This is a genomic window from Brevibacillus gelatini (assembly GCF_003710935.1).
Lineage (GTDB): Bacteria > Bacillota > Bacilli > Brevibacillales > Brevibacillaceae > Brevibacillus > Brevibacillus gelatini.
The window spans coordinates 178,428-195,552 of record NZ_RHHS01000017.1 but is presented as its reverse complement, the minus strand read 5'-3'; the positions used below and the strand labels follow the sequence as shown (position 1 = coordinate 195,552).

Here is a 17,125-nt window from a genome sequence, read left to right as displayed (position 1 = left end):
TCCAGCCAAGCGGATTATGTCAGGAAAATCCCTCACCTGCCAGCGTCATTGCAAACTTTTTTGCGGCAAAAAAAGACTGCCAACCGTAGTCAGTTGACAGCCTTTCTTTCGCGGCCGAGGATAATCATCTCGCGCGCGTGTTCTTCTGTTTTCGCCGTTACTTCGGCTCCGCTGAGCATGCGGGCGAGTTCTTTTACCCGCTCTTCCTCGGAGAGACTGGTCACGACGGTTTTTGTCTCGTGCTCGCTCATTTCCTTTTTAATGAGAAAATGCGCATCGGCCATGGACGCCACTTGCGGCAAGTGCGTAATGCACAAAACTTGCCGCTTCTGGGCGACGCGGGCCAGCTTTTCAGCAATGGCCTGCGCCGCTCTTCCGCTCACCCCGGTATCGACCTCGTCAAAAATCAGCGTTTCCACCTGGTCGGTTCCGGCGAGAATCGTCTTGATTGCAAGCATCACCCGCGACAGCTCCCCGCCGGAAGCGATTCTGGCAAGCGGACGCAATGGCTCGCCCGGGTTCGGGGAAATCAAAAACTCGATCTGGTCCATGCCGTTAGCATCAACGAGCCGCTTGATTCCTTCGATTTCTACCCCATCCTCGTCAGGGGTCTGGCGCACGTCAATGGCGAAGCGAGCCCGCTCCATATGCAGCTCTTTTAGCTGCTGCTCGATCTCGCGGGCGAGCTTTGTCGCACACTCCTGGCGAATGACGGACAGCTCCAGCGCCTCCACAGCCAAGTCTGCCGCCAGCTCCTGCAGCCGCTTTTCCACCTGTTGCAGCCGATCCTCGTAATGGTGCATCTCGTCCAACTCGTCGGAAATCGTGGCGGCGTATTCCAGAATGTCATCCACGCTTTTTCCGTACTTGCGCTTCAACGACTGGATTTGATCGAGCCTGCGCTCGACTTCTGCGAGCTGCTCCGGCTCAAAGTCGAGGTGGTAGGAGAGCTGACGCAGCTTATGCACGACGTCTTCCATCTGGTAATACGCCGTCTGCACCGTCTCCAGAAGCGGAGCCAACTGCTCCTCGTACGCAACACCGCGCTCCAGCTCGCTCATCGCATGTCCGAGCCAGTCCATGCCTTTTTGATCGCCGTGCAGCGAGTGGTACGCATCCTGAACGGCCGCGTAAACCTTCTCAATGTTCATCCACTTTTTGCGCTGCTGCATCAGCTTCTCGTCCTCGCCTGGCGAGAGCGCCGCCGCTTCGATTTCGTCCAGCTGGTATTGCAAAAGGTCGATGCGCTGTACCAGCTCACGCTCGTTTTTGGCCATCCGTTCGAGGTCCTGCTTCGTTTTCCGGTACGCAGCGTACAGCTTGCCGTACTCTTCTTTTGCCGCACCAAGCGCAGCTTCTCCGTAGGCGTCCAGCCAGTTGATATGCTTGTCCGCCTGCATCAGCATATGCGTGTCGTGCTGTCCATGTACGGTGACCAGCCACGGCCCCAGCTCGCGCAGCATGGCAAGCGTCACCATCTGCCCGTTCAGACGGATAATGCTTTTGCCCTGGTTGGAAATGTCGCGCCGGACGACGAGCATGCCATCCTGCTCGACCTGTACCCCCACATTGGCACACACCGCAAGCGCAGGATGACCAGGGGGCAATTCGAACAGCCCTTCCACCTCTGCGCGCTGTTCGCCATAGCGGACAAAATCTGCGGAAGCGCGTCCGCCCAGAAGCAGCCCAAGGGCGTCGATGATGATCGATTTACCGGCACCCGTTTCCCCCGTGAGGATATTCAAACCTCGCTGAAAGGAGACTGTGACCGATTTGATAATGGCAAAATTACGGATAGAGAGTTCCACTAGCATCTGTTGCGCCCACCTCTACAGCATTTCCATAAAACGCTTGGTAACTTCTGCTGTATTTTCCTTGGAGCGGCAAATAATCAGGATCGTGTTGTCCCCGCTGATCGTCCCCATGATCTCTTCCCAAGGCAGGTTGTCGATCAGCTCCGCTACAGCATTGGCGTGGCCGGAAAGTGTTTTCAACACGATGAAGTGGTCGGCCTGGTCGATGCTGACAAACGAGTCGACCAGCATCCGTTTGAGCTTTTGTAGTGGATTGAATTTTTGTTCAACAGGCATGGAATATTTATATCGCCCATCAGGGAGTGGCACCTTGACCAGATGCAATTCCTTGATGTCTCGGGATACGGTCGCCTGCGTAACATTAAATCCTGCGGCGCGCAGACGCTCCACCAGTTCATCCTGGGTTTCCACCTCTTGATTGCTGATGATCTCCCGAATACGGATATGTCGTTGCCCCTTGTTCATATGGATTACTCCCATTCCCCTTGTAGTTTCGTGCGAATTGCTTCAAAAAAGCTGCCCTTTTTCCACTTGATGAGCGGCGTGACGTACGGAGACTTTTTGACGTAGATTTGATCGCCGCCCTCCAGCCGATAACCGAACTGGCCGTCGATGGACAATCCCATCTCCTGGTGGATGGCATCGACCTCTACGCGAATCGTCTGATTGCCCGACAACACCATCGGCCGCGCCGTCAGCGAGTGCGGCGCCACCGGAGTCAGTAATAGCATATCCACATTCGGCGCCACAATCGGTCCGCCTGCCGACAGCGAGTAGGCGGTTGATCCGGTCGGACTCGATACGATGACCCCGTCTCCGTTGAAGGTAGCTACATATTCATCATCCGCGTAAACGGCGCATTGAATGATCCGGCAGAACGAGCCTTTGGCGATGCCGATGTCATTCATCGCGGTATATGTACCGAGCGTGCTGCCTTTGCGGACTAATGACGCTTCCAGCATGGTGCGCTCCTCGATATTGTACTTTCCGGAAAGCAGATTATCTACGGCGTGAGGCAAGTGCTCCGGTTCGGCCTCTGACAAAAAGCCGAGCGTGCCCAGATTGATCCCGAAAATGGGGATGGATTGTCCGGCGAGCTTGCGGGCGATGCTGAGCAGCGTGCCGTCGCCGCCGAGCACGCATACCAGATCAGCGTGGCGGCCGATTTCCCCGATGGAAGCGCCAAGTTCCGCGCGTCCCAGATCCAGGGCAATTGTTTCCTCCAGAAAGACATGCGCTCCCCGTGCTTCCAACAGGTAGACAAGCTCCCGCGCCACAATCCGTGCCTCAGGCTTTCCTTTGTTTGCAATAATTCCTATCTTCTTCACATGGTCCACCCCAAACTGGTTGGTTGGAAATCCTTATACAAGTATACAACTTTTCATGCATAAATAAAAAGCCTCGTTTGCAACAAATCGCCCGAGGCTTCTGTTTTTTGTCCTATTTCAGTTTGGCATGGGCCTGCGAGACAACCTCGCCCACGAGCTTCAGCCACGCTTCTGCGTCCAGGCCGCCTTCGCTTTTTGCCACATGCATGACGAACTCAATATTGCCTTCTCCACCGGTAATCGGTGAAAAGTCCAATCCTTTCAGCGCAAATCCAAGGCCGCTCGCGAATTGCCCGATGTCTGTGAGCACCGCTTCATGAATTTCCGGCTCCCGTACAATCCCGTTTTTTCCGACCTTGTCCTTGCCTGCCTCAAACTGCGGCTTGACCAGCGCTACCACGTCGCCGTCTTCCTTCAAGAAGCGGTACAGGACGGGCAAAATCAGGCGCAGCGAGATAAAGGAAACATCAATGGAAGCAGCGTCCGGGCGTTCCCCTTCGAACGCATCCGGGTCCATATGGCGGAAGTTCGTCCGCTCCATGACGACGACCCGTTCATCCTGGCGCAGACTCCATGCGAGCTGTCCGTAGCCGACGTCAATTGCGTAGACCAGGCGGGCGCCGTTTTGCAGGGCGCAGTCGGTAAAGCCGCCTGTCGACGCCCCGATGTCCATCATCACCTTGTCGTGCAAGTCGATGTCAAACACTTTCAACGCTTTTTCCAGCTTCAGTCCGCCGCGGCTGACGTATGGATGAACCTCACCCTTGACCGTAATCGCGACGTCCTCGGCAAACTTGGTGCCTGGCTTGTCGCAGCGCTCGCCCGCCACCTGAACGAGTCCGGCCATGACGGCTGCCTTCGCTTTTTCTCTTGTTTCAAAAAATCCTCGCTCGACGAGCAGTACGTCGATTCGTTCTTTTCTCACACTCATGCTTCCAGTACACCCTTCGACAACGGCATCAAGGCGCGTACCCGGGAAGCGATGTTCTCCGCAGTCAGCCCGACCTCTTGACGCTGTTCTTTTACACTGCCATGCTCGACAAAATAATCCGGAACGGCGACAACCTGTACGTTAATATCGTGGTAGCCCGCGCGGTTGTAAAATTCAAGGACGGCGCTGCCGAACCCGCCCAGCTCACAGCCTTCCTCGACGGTGACGATGTCGTAGCCTTCCTTCGCCAGCCTGAACAACAGTTCCTCATCGAGCGGCTTGCAGAAGCGGGCGTTTACGAGCATCGGCCTGATGCCTTCCGCATTCAGCTGGTTGACTGCCTGCTCTGCGAGTTCAAAGACGTGCCCAAAGGAGAGGATCGCCACCTGTTTTCCTTCGCGGACGATTTCCGCCTTGCCGATAGGCAGCACTTGCAACTCCCGATCCAGCGGCACGCCGCGCGCCGGCAAGCGCGGATAGCGGTAGGAGATCGGCCCTTCGTTGTAGGCCATCGCCGTTTTCATCATGTGGCGCAGCTCGTTTTCGTCCTTTGGCGCCATGATGACCATGTTCGGGATGATGCGCATGAACGCGATGTCGTACATACCCTGATGGGTTTCCCCGTCCGCGCCGACGAGCCCTGCCCGGTCGACGGCAAACACGACGTTCAGCTTTTGTCTCGCTACATCGTGAATCAACTGGTCGTACGCCCGCTGCAAAAACGTCGAGTAAATCGCAAGCACCGGCTTCAAGCCTTGTGTCGCAAGGCCAGCCGCAAAGGTACAAGCGTGCTGCTCGGCAATCCCGACGTCAAACAGACGGTCCGGATATTTTTGCCCAAACGGAATCAGGCCGGAGCCTGCCGGCATGGCTGGCGTCACGGCGACCAGCGACTTGTCCTCGGCCGCAAGCTCAATCATCGTTTCCGCAAAGATGGACGTATAGGTCGGAGCCGACTTCGGCGTATCGCCGGACTCGATTTTGTACGTGCCAATACCGTGCCACTTCACCGAGTCCGCCTCGGCCGGAGGGTAGCCTTTGCCTTTTTTTGTAATGGCGTGAATCAGCACCGGACCTTTTGTCTGCTTCGCCGTTTTGAGCGTATCGATCAACAGCTCCGTGTTGTGTCCGTCAATCGGACCGATGTAGGTGAAGCCCAACTCCTCGAATAGAACGCCGGATACGAGCAAATACTTCATGCTGTCCTTGAAGCGTTCGGCAAACGAGGCCAGCTTGCCCCCTACAGCCGGAATCGCCTTGAGCAGTCCTTCGAGCTCGTCCTTGGCCCACTGGTAGTTTTCCGTCGAGCGGATTTTGCCCAGGTAGTTATGCAAAGCGCCCACGTTTGGCGCGATCGACATCTCGTTGTCGTTCAACACGACAATCACGTTTTTGCGCTCGTGACCGATGTGGTTCAACGCTTCCAGCGCCATGCCGCCTGTGAGTGCCCCGTCTCCGATGATCGCCACGACGTGGTTTTTTTCCTTTTTCAGATCGCGGGCAGTCGCCATTCCCATCGCAGCGGACAAAGATGTGCTGCTGTGCCCGGTTTCCCAGACGTCATGCGGGCTCTCGTTCATCTTGGGGAAGCCGCACAGCCCTTTGTACTGGCGCAGCGTAGGGAACATATCCCGGCGTCCGGTCAGCATTTTATGTACGTAAGCCTGGTGTCCGACATCCCAAATCAGCTTGTCCTTTGGGCTTTCAAACACGTAGTGCAATGCAAGCGTCAGCTCGACAACGCCCAAATTCGGCGCCAGATGTCCCCCTGTTTTCGAGAGCGTCTCGACCAGAAACTGCCTGATTTCGGATGCTAGCGTTTGCAGCTCATGCGAATTGCACTTTTTCAGGTCTTGAGGATCATTTATGGTAGTAAGCAGCATTCGTATTCCTCACTTTCCACTGTTCGTTCTCCGGCGATTGTGCATGCTGCAATTCAATCCACCACATGGAAAACTGGGCTTCTTCGTGTGGCTAGAAGCCTATACTCCGCTAATTTCAACTTGATTCATTATAACGGTTTCTTGATAAAAACACCACTTTTGATCCGCACTCGCAATCTTGTACGCAACGACTGCTAACTTCTGGTAAAATAAAATGGATCATTCCATTCTGAAAAAAGAGGTGGAACCTCGTGAAATTCTCGGAAATACCGTACATACGCGTTGACATGACAGACGTCGAGAAGCGGTTCGCAAGCTTGTTGGAAGCGTTTCAACAGGCGGCAAGCTTTGAGGAGCAAGACCAGGTGATGGCCCGGTTGAACGAACTGCGGCAAGAGGTGGAATCCGCGCGGGAAGTAGCGCAAATTCGCCACACGATCAATACGGAGGACCCCTTTTACAAGGAAGAGCAAGACTATTGGGACGAGGCCGGCCCGGTGTATCAAGGTATCATCTCCCGCTACTACGAGGCAATCGTCCGCTCTCCTTTCCGTTCCCAGTTGGAGCAAAAATGGGGTCCCCAGCTTTTCCGCATTGCTGAAACAACGCTTCGCACCTTCTCCCCGGAGGTTGTCGCCGATTTGCAGGAAGAAAACCGCCTGACGAGCCAGTACGTCGCCTTGATTGCCTCTGCGAAAATCATGTTCGAAGGCGAAGAGCGCACGCTGCCGCAATTGCTCCCGTTCCAGACTTCAACGGACAGGCACATGCGCAAAAAGGCGAACGAAGCCAAGTACGATTTCCTGCGCCAGCACTCGGAGCAACTGGACAGCATCTACGACATTCTGGTCAAGGTGCGGACCCGCATCGCGAGGAAGCTCGGCTTCAACAGCTTTGTAGAGCTTGCCTACGCCCGGCTGAACCGCACCGACTACGATGCCGAGATGGTCGCCAGCTTCCGCCGCCAGGTCGAGGAGCAGATTGTTCCAGTCGCTACCAGGCTGGTTGAGCGGCAACGCGAGCGGATCGGCGTCGATACTATGAAGTATTACGATTTGGCTTTCGACTTCGCTACGGGTAATCCGACACCAAAAGGCTCACCGGACTGGATTGTGGAAAACGGCAAAAAAATGTACGCGCAGCTTTCTCCGGAAACCGACGAGTTTTTCCGCTTCATGCTCGAAAACGAATGCCTTGATTTACTGAGCAAAAAAGGCAAAGCGACAGGCGGCTACTGCACGTATATGAGCAAGTACAAGCTCCCCTACATCTTCGCCAACTTCAACGGAACCTCCGGCGACATCGACGTTTTGACCCACGAGGCCGGGCACGCCTTCCAGGTGTACGTCAGCCGTGACTTTGCCGTCCCGGAGTACCACTTCCCGACCTACGAAGCATGTGAGATCCACTCGATGAGCATGGAGTTTTTGACCTGGCCGTGGATGGAGCTGTTTTTCCAGGAGGATACAGACAAATACAAGTTCTCGCACTTGAGCGGTGCGATCCTGTTCATCCCGTACGGCGTCGCCGTCGATGAGTTCCAGCATGCGATCTATGAAAATCCAGAGATGACTCCGGCCGAGCGGAAGCGCACCTGGCGCGAGATCGAGCGCAAATATTTGCCATACCGCAATTACGACGAAAACGAGTTTTTGGAACAAGGCGGTTTCTGGCAGCAGCAACCGCACATTTTCCGCGATCCGTTCTACTACATCGACTACACGCTGGCGCAAATTTGCGCCTTCCAGTTCTGGAAGCGAGCCCAGGAAAATCCGGGACAGGCGTGGGCCGACTACCTGACGCTCTGTCGCGAGGGCGGCAGCAAGTCGTTTACCGAGCTGGTCAAAGTCGCGAAGCTGCATTCTCCTTTTGAAGAGGGCAGCATCCAGTCGGTCATCGGTGACATCGAGGCGTGGCTGAACAGCGTGGACGACAAACGTTTGTAAACTGGGCATAGAAGCAAAAAAGCTGGCATCTCCATGCGGATGCCAGCTTTTTGTTACTTGGTCCGGTTTTGCACGTAATCTGCCAGCGGGCTTAATGCGGAATGCTCGATTCCCGCATCTGCCAGGGCAGCTTTCGCTTCTGCGATCAAAGCCGTCAGTCTGTCTTTGGACTCCGAAAGTCCAAGCAGGGACGGGTAAGTCGCCTTTTTCCGGTCCGCATCGCTGCCAACGGCTTTCCCCAGCTCGGCTGCATCCCCTTCCACATTGAGGATGTCGTCCTGGATTTGAAAAGCAAGTCCGATGCAGACCCCGTAGCGGGTCAGCGCGTCCATCTGCGCTTCACTCGCTTCCGCCAAATAGCCGCCGCCGCGCAATGCTGCCACCAGCAGATCGCCTGTCTTGTGACGATGGATGAACTCTAGCTGCCCGAGGTCAAGCTGCTTGCTCTCTCCCTCGATGTCCGCCATCTGTCCGCCGACCATGCCTGTCGCGCCCGCCCGCTTGCCCAGCTCGGCAATCAGCTTGACAGTCGTGGCAGGCGTCACATCGGAGCGCTCCTGGTAAGCCTCCGCGATGTAGGCAAACGCCCGCGTCAAAAGCGCGTCTCCCGCGAGAATCGCCGTCGCCTCCCCGAACACTTTGTGATTCGTCGGCTTGCCGCGCCGCAAATCGTCGTCGTCCATAGCGGGCAGGTCGTCGTGAATCAGCGAGTATGTATGGATCATCTCCAGGGCAACCGCGAACGGAATCCCGCGCTCAATCGGTTTGCCCAGCGCTTCGAGCACAGCGAGAACGAGCATGGGGCGCAGCCTTTTTCCGCCCGCCATGAGCGAATACTGCATGGATTCGTACAGCTGGGCCGGGACGCCTTCTTGCTCGAGTGCAGGCAAAAGATGCTGCTCAATGTAAGATGTTTTTTCCGCCAAATACTGTTGGAATGTAGCCACGATGTCTTTATTCCCCTTCCACGCGAAAAGCCTTCTGCTTCAACTGCCCGTCTTCTTCCACCAGTTGAATGATTTTGGCTTCAATGGCATCGAGCTTCTGTCCGCAAATCCGCGAGAGTGTTACCCCTTCCTGGTACAGCGTAATCGCTTCCTCCAGCGGGATGTCTCCTTCTTCGAGCTTGCCGACGACTTCTTCCAGCCGCTTCATCGCTTCTTCGAACTGCATGTCAGTCTCTTGGTCCGTTTTCTTGCGAGCCATTGCGCTTCTCCTCCCGATTCAACTGTTCCACTCGTGCAGTGGCACTGCCATCACTTAATCGTACCACGATCTCATCACCAGGGGCAAATTGTTCCACGGATTTTACAAGCTTGTCACCCGTGTACACAAGCGAAAACCCGCGCTTCATGACCGCAAGCGGACTGAGCGCTTCCAATGTGGCGACACGCGAGGCAAAAGCCAGGCGTTTTTGGTTGAGCTGCGCCAGCATCCGCTCGTCCAGCCGGGAGCGAGTCGTCGCGACTGCTTTACGCCGTTCGCTGACCTGATCCGCCAGCCGATACCGCTTGATCTGCTCGTCCAACCGCGTGTAGCGCTCGCGCCTGCGCTCCATCAGGTGCTTCATCGCCTGGCGCATCCGCAAAAAAGTCCGATCCAGCCGCTCTGCCGCTTCCTCCAGCCGCCGCTGCGGCTGTCGCATCGCATACGAATTGACGAGGCGGTCCAGTCGGGCACGCTCCTCTGCCAACTGATTGCGCACCGCTCTTTGCATGCGAATGTCCAGTTGGCGAACCCGCTCCACCCATTCCAGGTAGTGCGGCACGGCCAGCTCGGCCGCAGCCGTTGGCGTCGCCGCACGGACATCGGCCACAAAATCGGCAATCGTAACGTCTGTCTCATGACCCACCGCCGAAATAACCGGAATCTTCGACGCGGCAATCGCTCGCGCTACGCTTTCGTCGTTGAAGGCCCACAACTCTTCAATCGAGCCGCCGCCCCGACCGACGATCAATACGTCAATGTCAGGCTGCTGGTTGATGATGCGAATCGCCGAGACGATGGAAGCAGGAGCCTCCGTTCCTTGTACGACTGCTGGCGACAGCACAATCTCTGCCTGCGGGTATCGCCTGCGGATCGTCGTGCAAATATCGCGAATGGCCGCTCCGGTCGGAGAGGTCACCACCCCTACCCGCTTTGGGAAACGCGGGAGGACGCGCTTTCGCTCTGCGGCGAACAGACCTTCCCGGGCGAGCTTTTCCTTGAGCTGTTCAAAAGCCAGGTAGAGCGAGCCAAGCCCGTCCGGCTGCATCTCTTTTGCATAGAGCTGATAGGCACCATCGCGTTCGTAGGCCGAAATGGAGCCGCGCACGATTGCCTTCGTCCCGTCCTTGGGCAAAAAGCGCAGGAAACGGTTGTAGCTGGCAAACATCACGACTTTGATCCGCGACGCCTTGTCCTTCAAGGTAAAATACATATGGCCGCTGGAATGGTGCGTAAAGTTGGAGATTTCCCCTCGCACCCAGACGTCCTGCAAATTCGTCTCTCGTTCCAGCACGAGCTTGATGTAACGGTTGAGATCGCTGACAGACAAAATGTTGGGGGCTGCCATCCACGCTTCCTCCTTTCAGTCTCTTGTTTGTTCCGATGCAAAAAGGAATGGATAAAGCACAGGCCCTATCCATTCCTTGCGAAGTTTCTTCTACAGTTGCGCTTGCTTGCGTGCCGCCATGACCGTGTTTTTCAGCAGCATCGTAATCGTCATCGGACCGACACCGCCTGGTACCGGAGTCAAAAAGCTGGCGACTTCTTGCACTTCGTCGAACTTGACGTCTCCGACCAGCTTCCCGCTCTCGATCCGGTTTACCCCGACGTCGATCACTACCGCTCCCGGCTTTACGTGCTCCTTGCCGATCATGTGCGCACGGCCTGCCGCCACCACGAGAATATCTGCCTTTCTCGTGTGCTCTTCCAGGTTTTGCGTCCGCGAGTGACACATGGTCACCGTAGCGTTTTCCTGTTGCAGCAAAAGGGATACAGGCTTGCCGACAATATTGCTGCGCCCGATGACGACAGCGTGCTTGCCTGCGATGTCCGTTCCTGTCCGCTTAATCAGCTCGATGACGCCATGCGGAGTGCAAGGCAGCATCGTCTCATTGCCCAGCACCATGTTGCCTACGCTGATCGGATGGAAGCCGTCCACATCCTTTTCCGGATGAATCGCGGCAATGACTGCCTTCTCTGAAATATGTTCCGGCAGAGGAAGTTGAACCAAAATCCCATGAACGTTCGGATTTTCGTTCAATTCATGGATAATTGCGAGCAGTTCTTCCTCTGTCGTCGAAGCTTCCTTCAGGATCAGTTCGGAGTGGATGCCCACTTCTTCGCAGCCTTTTGATTTTCCACGTACATATGAATGCGATGCGGGATCATCCCCCACAAGCACAACGGTCAAACCAGGAACAATGCCTTGTTTTTTCAGTTCTGCCACTTCGCTCGCGAGCTCTTCGCGAATGCTTTTTGCCACTTCTTTTCCTTGGAGAATGGTTGCAGCCATGGAGAAAAAGCCTCCTTCTTAAACGTCGATACCACTAGTGTACCGATTTCGTCCGCAACTGTAAAGCCGAATCATAAAAAGTTCATTATTCTTTAATGTTCGTCTTTTGTTTCATCCAGCCAAGCATGGCCACTCCGTAGGCGTTGTCACCGGAGTAGACCGGGTCGCAAAAATACAGTCTGGCTTTGACCGCCGGGTGCTCCAGCCGTTTTATCAAACGTTCGCGCATGTACTGATTGGCAGCGACTCCCCCTACGATCAGTATGTCCCGCGGATAGCCTTGCTCTACAGCATGGCGCAATGTTTTTTCCAACGTGTTGGCGATACACTGTTCCGTGGCGCGAGCAATATCGGCATGGCTCGTCTCTCCGCGCTCGATGGCCCGCAACAGCGACGCTTCCGGACCGGAAAAGCTGAAGGTCAAGCCGTCCACTGCCGAGGAAATGCGAAATTCGCCTGTCGACTCTTTTGCCAGCTGTTCCAGCTGCGGTCCCGCAGGAAAAGCCAGCCCGAGCGCTACTCCGATCCGATCCACCAGTTGTCCGGCGTGCAGGTCGATTGTGCCGCCGATTTTTTCAATGACATACCCGGCCGCATGGCGCTCGCACAACAGCAGCTCACTCGTCCCCCCGGACAGATGAACAGCCAGAAAACGATCCTCTTCCGGACGTTTTTTTGCCGTGAACTCTCCTGCTGCAATATGGCCTTCCTGATGGGTAGTCAGATGCAGCGGAACACGCAGGTAGGTGGCCAACGATTTGGCCAAACCTTCCCCTACCTTGAACACAGGCATGTACGAATTGTCGACCGGCCTTGGCTTTTCACTGACGCAAATCGCTTCGATCTCGTATTCGTTCCACTTCATTTGCTCGCTTAGTTCCGGCAAGTTCATCACATGCTGAAAGACGGCTTCGGATTGCTGCAAACCGCGTTTTCCCTCCTTCACTTTGAGAAGGCGTTTTGCTTCTGCAACAATTCGGCCGTCTTCCTGAGCCAAGCACAGCGATGTCCGGTAATTGCTCGTATCAATGCCTAACATTACCTTACTCATGCTTGTATCTCCTGCCTGTTTATGCCTTTTGTGCTTCCCGTGTCTGCAAGAAGCTCGCCAGTACACCGTTGATGTAACGGTGGGAAGCTTCGTCGCTGAACAGCTTTGCAATTTCAATCGCTTCGTTCATGACGACCTTTTCAGGCGTGTCTGCTTCAAACATAATCTCATAAAAAGCGAGACGCAAAATGGCGCGGTCTACGTTGGCAATCCGCTCTAGCTGCCAGCCGCGCAAATACTTTTTGATCTCGGCGTCAATCTCGGTCAGGTTTGACAAAACCCCATCGAGCAAATGCCGCAAATACTGCGAGCTTTCCGTGGACTCTTCCATGACCAGATTCACCGCTTCCTCGACAGGCACATCGGCCATATCGATCTGGAAAAGACATTGGACTGCTTTTTCTCGTGCTGTTCTACGCTTCATTCCATTCACCTACTAGTTAAAGTCAGCTGGGAAGCTGTTTTCTTCCCCTCATTTGTGCTACCGAAACTTGCCAGGCAGAATCCGATCCAGTATTTCGCGCAAGTCTTCCTTATGGTCAAGCTTGCGACCGATGTAATAGCCGGTCCCGACAAACACAACAAAGACCAGTGTATTCCAAAAGCCGACAAGAAGGTAGATGATGCCGAAAAAAATTCCGGCCAAAATCCCCAGCAGCTTCCCCTTGTGTTCCCACAATAACTCCCACATCATGGACTTCACCTTCTATTCCACTCGCTTGCGAGCCGCGTAGTTTTCCTGCTGAGCCACTTCCGTTACCACAATCGACACTTCGGAAATCACGACGCCAGCAATTCCTTCGACTTGCTCCTTCACGTCCGCTTGCAGCTTGTGCGTCAGCTCCGGCAGCGGGGTTTCACCATCGACGGAAACGCGCAAGGTGATGATGTTTCCGCTCTCCAGCACCTTGACTGCCGTTTTCAGATCGCGCACGCCTTTTACGCGACGGGCAGCGCGCTCGGCAATCGTCTGGATCGTCTGGATCGTAATGTTGACTTCCCCAAGGTCACTGCGCTGGCGAATGCCACGATCGGCTTTTGGCTTCGTGGAGCGAAAAGAACTGAAAAAGAAGCGAAGACTCACAACGAGGAAAATGATCGCGACGATGAGATACGTGATGTTCGTTCCCGCCAGCATTTGTTCAACGTAAGGCCGGAAAAACTCGGGTGAAAGCAAACTGCTGGTGGCTGCAATCGCGATGCAGGACAAAATAATCAGCGCAAAGCTGTAAATCGTCAAGATAAAGCGGTCAAACAAATTCACTTGCATCTCTCCTTTTCGCCGTGTTTGAAAGGAGACAAACAGGGCACGGTCAAAGGCTTATTTCCCACCTTAGCCAAGGCTTGGAAACGACTGATTGAATGAGGAAAATGCCCCCTGTCAGTAGGGGGCATCCATCCGGTGCATGTTAGCGCACACGCTGGTAATCTTCGACTACAGGCGTCGCCGGAGCTTTTTCTTCGGCTTTCAGCTCTACATCGACGATATGTACGTTTACTTCCACCACGGAAAGTCCGGTCATTCCTTCGATCGCGTTGCGCACACTGTCTTGAATATTACGGGCGACATCTGGAATGCGATGTCCGTACTTGACAATGATGGAGACATCCACTGCCGCTTCGCGGGAGCCAACCTCCACACGAACGCCGCGAGCTATATTTTTACGGCCTAATCGTTCAGCTATTTCCCCTACGAAACCGCCGCTCATATGCGCTACGCCTTCCACCTCGGACGCAGCCATTCCGGCGATCACTTCCAGCACTTCGGGAGCGATCTGGACCTTGCCAAGCTCTGTTCTATCTAAATCTGGAGTAAACTCTTCCACGCTTCGCACCTCCCTCTAGATTTGTAATTCATTATACCAAGCGCACCGTTTTTTTACAAATCAGCCTTGCTTATTCTTCATCCAGGTTCAATTCGTAGTTTTCCAGGAACTTGGTGTCAAAGTGGCCGCTCACGAACACTTCATGCTCCAGCACTTTTTGATGGAACGGGATGGTCGTGGTGATGCCCTCGATGACAAATTCGCCGAGCGCGCGCTTCATCCGTTCAATCGCCTCGCTGCGATCCTTGCCCCATACGATCAGCTTGGCGATCATGGAGTCGTAGTAAGGCGGAATGGAATAGCCCGCGTAGGCTGCGCTGTCTACCCGCACGCCGAAGCCGCCCGGAGGCAGGTATTCGCTGATCCGGCCAGGTGATGGCATGAAGTTTTTCGCCGGGTTTTCCGCGTTGATCCGGCATTCGATTGCCCAGCCATCGAGCTTGATGTCTTCCTGTGTAAAGGACAGCGGCGCTCCGGCTGCTACCGTCAGCTGTTCTTTAATCAGATCAATCCCTGTCACCAGCTCTGTCACCGGATGCTCTACCTGAATCCGCGTGTTCATTTCCATGAAGTAAAACTTGCCGTGCTTGTCCAGCAAAAATTCAACCGTACCTGCGCCGTGGTAAGAAACCGCCTTGGCTGCCGCGACAGCCGCTTCGCCCATTTGCCTGCGAGTCTCTTCGCTCAAGGCAGGCGATGGCGCTTCTTCGATCAGCTTTTGGTGACGGCGCTGGATGGAGCAGTCGCGCTCGCCCAGGTAGACCGCATTGCCGTGCTTGTCGGCCATGATCTGGATTTCCACGTGACGCGGACCTTCCACGAATTTTTCCAGGTACACGCCTGGGTTGCCGAAAGCGGTTTTCGCCTCGTTTTGCGCCTGGCGGATCGCCTTTTCCAGATCCTCGTCGTCGACCGCTACGCGCATGCCGCGTCCGCCGCCGCCCGCTGTCGCCTTGACCATCACCGGATAGCCGATTTCGTTGGCGGTCCGGATGGCGCTCTCAATATCTTCGATCAGCCCTTCTGTCCCTGGCACAGTCGGCACTCCCGCCGCCTTCATCGTATCTTTTGCCGTGGACTTGTCGCCCATCTTCACGATCGATTCCGGATCAGGACCGATAAAGGTGATATTGCAAGCTGCGCAAATCTCCGCAAAGTCGGCGTTCTCCGCCAAAAATCCGTAGCCCGGGTGAATGGCATCTGCGCCCACCTTGGTCGCTACGCTCATGATGTTCGCTATGTTCAGATAGCTTTCCTTGGATGCTTTTGGACCAATACAGTAAGCTTCGTCGGCCATTTTCACATGAAGCGCTTCACGATCCGCTTCGGAGTAGACAGCGACCGTACGAATGCCCAGTTCGCGGCATGCCCGGATAATCCGCACGGCAATCTCCCCGCGATTGGCAATCAATACTTTTTGAAACATTTCGCTCTCCCCCACCTTATTCTGGCTTCACCAAAAACAGCGGTTGACCGTACTCGACGAGTTGGCCGTCTTCGACCAGTACCTTGACGATCTCGCCGTTTACTTCCGCTTCAATCTCGTTGAACAGCTTCATGGCTTCCACGATGCAGACGACCTTGTTCGGAGTGACCTTGTCGCCAACTTGCACATATGGAGGCTTGCCAGGCTCTGGTGCGCAGTAGAAGGTTCCGACCATCGGTGAGACGATCTTGTGCAGGTTTGCGTCGTCCGCAGCAGGAGCGCTCGGAGCCGCTTTGGGCGCTTCCACCGCAGCAGGAGCTGCTTGCACAGGCGCTGGTGCCGCTGCTACCGGCGCAGCCGCAACAGGAGCTGCCGGGGCTTGTACGACAGGTTGAGTCACGACTACTGTCTCAGTACCGCTGGATTTTTTCAGGGACACTTTTGCCCCTTCCGTCTCCAGATTGAATTCATTAATGGAAGATTGATCGATCAACTTGATAATTTCTCGGATTTCATGAATTTTCATGACGAAAAAGCACTCCTTCGTTTGTTTCAATAACGTCAATAGCGGAACAGGGAGTCCCATATGTATCCTTTTGGCAAACCATAAATCCATGGTAGCCTGTTGCCTATACCACGTCAAGAAAGGATTTCCCCGCCTCCTGCCGAGAGGAAGCGAGAAAATCCTTACCAGCATGCCCATTTCAGGGGCAAATTATAAGGGGTAGCTCAGCCCTTTTTCATCTGTCAGGAAGCCTTGAACTGGACGTTGATATTCGTTGCCGGCATGTTCAAATGCTGCTTGACCTGAGCGATGATTTCCACCACTTCGCTTGCGCTCAGTTTGTCTTTTTGGACAATCACGGTCGCTTTGTCGTTCTGGACGAGGACGACCGCATCCTTGTAGCCGCTGGCCTTGAGTATTTCCTCTACGTTCATCGTAGCCGTCTCCAGGTTGGACAATTCATCATACTTGGCCTTGGCCTCTGCTACCGCCTGGGGAGATGCGTCGGCATTGTTGATAATTTCCATCTGCTCAGCTTTTTGCTGCTGGATTTGCGCTTCCCGGTTCAGCTTGAAGCCCTGGAAAACTTCTGCCGTCGTCTCGGTGAGCGGAACGACCGCATTGCCGGAGGTTTGCTTCGCTTCCTCCGTGGCTTGAGTTTGCCCCACAGGGGTCGTCGCTTCCGGCTTGCCATCCTTGGCATCTTTGGCATCGACCGCCGTTGCGCCCGGAGCCTGTTCGACCTGCTTCGTCTCAACCTCTACACCGGAAATCTGCTCCTGGTACTGGACCGCCTGCTCCTCTCCCAAGGTCGGAACCTGCTCCTGCGGTCCCTTCACCAGATAGTAGCCGGAGAGTACAACCATGACAGCCAGCATCGTCAACAACCAAACTGTTTGCTTGCGCAGAATCATTC

At 55.0% G+C, this 17,125-nt stretch carries 18 protein-coding genes; 1 reads left to right on the top strand and 17 read right to left on the bottom strand.

Annotation, left to right across the window (positions count from 1 at the left end):
* Window positions 1–89: 89 nt before the first annotated feature.
* From recN to dxs, 5 genes are all read right to left on the bottom strand, one after another.
* Window positions 90–1,814 carry a DNA repair protein RecN gene (gene recN, locus EDM57_RS07410; RefSeq protein ID WP_122904119.1) on the bottom strand — a complete coding sequence of 575 codons (1,725 nt, stop codon included), beginning with the start codon at window positions 1,812–1,814 and terminating at the stop codon, window positions 90–92.
* A gap of 15 nt (window positions 1,815–1,829) precedes the next feature.
* Window positions 1,830–2,279 (bottom strand): transcriptional regulator AhrC/ArgR, encoded by a 450-nt coding sequence (gene ahrC / locus EDM57_RS07405; RefSeq protein WP_122904118.1) that lies wholly within the window; start codon window positions 2,277–2,279, stop codon window positions 1,830–1,832.
* 5 nt (window positions 2,280–2,284) lie between these two features.
* Entirely contained in the window at window positions 2,285–3,142 is an 858-nt protein-coding gene (locus EDM57_RS07400) for an NAD(+)/NADH kinase (RefSeq protein WP_122904117.1), read from the bottom strand.
* Between the two features lie 112 nt (window positions 3,143–3,254).
* Complete coding sequence (locus EDM57_RS07395; RefSeq protein WP_122904116.1) at window positions 3,255–4,073, bottom strand: TlyA family RNA methyltransferase; 819 nt, start codon at window positions 4,071–4,073, stop codon at window positions 3,255–3,257.
* On the bottom strand, window positions 4,070–5,956 hold the full coding sequence (gene dxs, locus EDM57_RS07390) for a 1-deoxy-D-xylulose-5-phosphate synthase (RefSeq protein ID WP_122904115.1): 1,887 nt from the start codon (window positions 5,954–5,956) through the stop codon (window positions 4,070–4,072). The genes EDM57_RS07395 and dxs overlap by 4 nt, the downstream gene beginning before the upstream one ends.
* A gap of 251 nt (window positions 5,957–6,207) precedes the next feature.
* Here dxs and EDM57_RS07385 point away from each other — a divergent pair, with 251 nt between their 5' ends.
* On the top strand, window positions 6,208–7,902 hold the full coding sequence (locus EDM57_RS07385; protein WP_122904114.1) for a M3 family oligoendopeptidase: 1,695 nt from the start codon (window positions 6,208–6,210) through the stop codon (window positions 7,900–7,902).
* 53 nt (window positions 7,903–7,955) lie between these two features.
* Here EDM57_RS07385 and EDM57_RS07380 read toward each other — a convergent pair whose 3' ends face one another.
* The 12 genes from EDM57_RS07380 to EDM57_RS07325 form a co-directional block, all read right to left on the bottom strand.
* On the bottom strand, window positions 7,956–8,849 hold the full coding sequence (locus tag EDM57_RS07380) for a polyprenyl synthetase family protein (protein ID WP_122904113.1): 894 nt from the start codon (window positions 8,847–8,849) through the stop codon (window positions 7,956–7,958).
* Window positions 8,850–8,856: 7 nt separating this feature from the next.
* Window positions 8,857–9,108: an exodeoxyribonuclease VII small subunit gene (gene xseB, locus EDM57_RS07375; protein WP_005827293.1), complete on the bottom strand. Its 252-nt coding sequence runs from the start codon at window positions 9,106–9,108 to the stop codon at window positions 8,857–8,859.
* On the bottom strand, window positions 9,077–10,456 hold the full coding sequence (xseA, locus tag EDM57_RS07370) for an exodeoxyribonuclease VII large subunit (RefSeq protein ID WP_122904112.1): 1,380 nt from the start codon (window positions 10,454–10,456) through the stop codon (window positions 9,077–9,079). The genes xseB and xseA overlap by 32 nt, the downstream gene beginning before the upstream one ends.
* A 90-nt stretch (window positions 10,457–10,546) precedes the next feature.
* The gene (folD, locus tag EDM57_RS07365) at window positions 10,547–11,401 is read right to left on the bottom strand and encodes a bifunctional methylenetetrahydrofolate dehydrogenase/methenyltetrahydrofolate cyclohydrolase FolD (protein WP_122904111.1); all 855 of its coding nucleotides are present in this window, start codon (window positions 11,399–11,401) and stop codon (window positions 10,547–10,549) included.
* 85 nt (window positions 11,402–11,486) lie between these two features.
* Entirely contained in the window at window positions 11,487–12,452 is a 966-nt protein-coding gene (locus EDM57_RS07360; protein WP_122904110.1) for a tRNA (adenosine(37)-N6)-threonylcarbamoyltransferase complex transferase subunit TsaD, read from the bottom strand.
* A gap of 19 nt (window positions 12,453–12,471) precedes the next feature.
* The gene (nusB, locus tag EDM57_RS07355) at window positions 12,472–12,876 is read right to left on the bottom strand and encodes a transcription antitermination factor NusB (RefSeq protein WP_122904109.1); all 405 of its coding nucleotides are present in this window, start codon (window positions 12,874–12,876) and stop codon (window positions 12,472–12,474) included.
* A 57-nt stretch (window positions 12,877–12,933) separates the two neighbouring features.
* A complete protein-coding gene (locus EDM57_RS07350) occupies window positions 12,934–13,146 on the bottom strand; it encodes a DUF2273 domain-containing protein (RefSeq protein ID WP_122904108.1) in 213 nt (70 codons plus the stop codon).
* A 12-nt stretch (window positions 13,147–13,158) separates the two neighbouring features.
* On the bottom strand, window positions 13,159–13,716 hold the full coding sequence (gene amaP / locus EDM57_RS07345; RefSeq protein WP_122904107.1) for an alkaline shock response membrane anchor protein AmaP: 558 nt from the start codon (window positions 13,714–13,716) through the stop codon (window positions 13,159–13,161).
* Window positions 13,717–13,861: 145 nt separating this feature from the next.
* Window positions 13,862–14,278 carry an Asp23/Gls24 family envelope stress response protein gene (locus tag EDM57_RS07340; RefSeq protein WP_122904106.1) on the bottom strand — a complete coding sequence of 139 codons (417 nt, stop codon included), beginning with the start codon at window positions 14,276–14,278 and terminating at the stop codon, window positions 13,862–13,864.
* 70 nt (window positions 14,279–14,348) lie between these two features.
* Window positions 14,349–15,704, bottom strand: coding sequence for an acetyl-CoA carboxylase biotin carboxylase subunit (gene accC / locus EDM57_RS07335; RefSeq protein WP_122904105.1), 1,356 nt, complete (start codon window positions 15,702–15,704; stop codon window positions 14,349–14,351).
* Between the two features lie 16 nt (window positions 15,705–15,720).
* Window positions 15,721–16,230, bottom strand: a complete 510-nt coding sequence (accB, locus tag EDM57_RS07330; RefSeq protein ID WP_122904104.1) for an acetyl-CoA carboxylase biotin carboxyl carrier protein — start codon at window positions 16,228–16,230, stop codon at window positions 15,721–15,723.
* A 221-nt stretch (window positions 16,231–16,451) separates the two neighbouring features.
* Window positions 16,452–17,123: a SpoIIIAH-like family protein gene (locus EDM57_RS07325; protein WP_122904103.1), complete on the bottom strand. Its 672-nt coding sequence runs from the start codon at window positions 17,121–17,123 to the stop codon at window positions 16,452–16,454.
* Window positions 17,124–17,125: the final 2 nt, after the last annotated feature.

What these genes read in the sequence shown, in the direction of transcription:
- recN (WP_122904119.1), bottom strand. Translation starts at nt 1,814, where the DNA reads ATGCTAGTGGAACTCTCTATCCGTAATTTTGCCATTATCAAATCGGTC.
- ahrC (WP_122904118.1), bottom strand. Translation starts at nt 2,279, where the DNA reads ATGAACAAGGGGCAACGACATATCCGTATTCGGGAGATCATCAGCAAT.
- EDM57_RS07395 (WP_122904116.1), bottom strand. Translation starts at nt 4,073, where the DNA reads ATGAGTGTGAGAAAAGAACGAATCGACGTACTGCTCGTCGAGCGAGGA.
- dxs (WP_122904115.1), bottom strand. Translation starts at nt 5,956, where the DNA reads ATGCTGCTTACTACCATAAATGATCCTCAAGACCTGAAAAAGTGCAAT.
- xseB (WP_005827293.1), bottom strand. Translation starts at nt 9,108, where the DNA reads ATGGCTCGCAAGAAAACGGACCAAGAGACTGACATGCAGTTCGAAGAA.
- xseA (WP_122904112.1), bottom strand. Translation starts at nt 10,456, where the DNA reads ATGGCAGCCCCCAACATTTTGTCTGTCAGCGATCTCAACCGTTACATC.
- folD (WP_122904111.1), bottom strand. Translation starts at nt 11,401, where the DNA reads ATGGCTGCAACCATTCTCCAAGGAAAAGAAGTGGCAAAAAGCATTCGC.
- EDM57_RS07360 (WP_122904110.1), bottom strand. Translation starts at nt 12,452, where the DNA reads ATGAGTAAGGTAATGTTAGGCATTGATACGAGCAATTACCGGACATCG.
- nusB (WP_122904109.1), bottom strand. Translation starts at nt 12,876, where the DNA reads ATGAAGCGTAGAACAGCACGAGAAAAAGCAGTCCAATGTCTTTTCCAG.
- EDM57_RS07350 (WP_122904108.1), bottom strand. Translation starts at nt 13,146, where the DNA reads ATGATGTGGGAGTTATTGTGGGAACACAAGGGGAAGCTGCTGGGGATT.
- accC (WP_122904105.1), bottom strand. Translation starts at nt 15,704, where the DNA reads ATGTTTCAAAAAGTATTGATTGCCAATCGCGGGGAGATTGCCGTGCGG.
- accB (WP_122904104.1), bottom strand. Translation starts at nt 16,230, where the DNA reads ATGAAAATTCATGAAATCCGAGAAATTATCAAGTTGATCGATCAATCT.
- EDM57_RS07325 (WP_122904103.1), bottom strand. Translation starts at nt 17,123, where the DNA reads ATGATTCTGCGCAAGCAAACAGTTTGGTTGTTGACGATGCTGGCTGTC.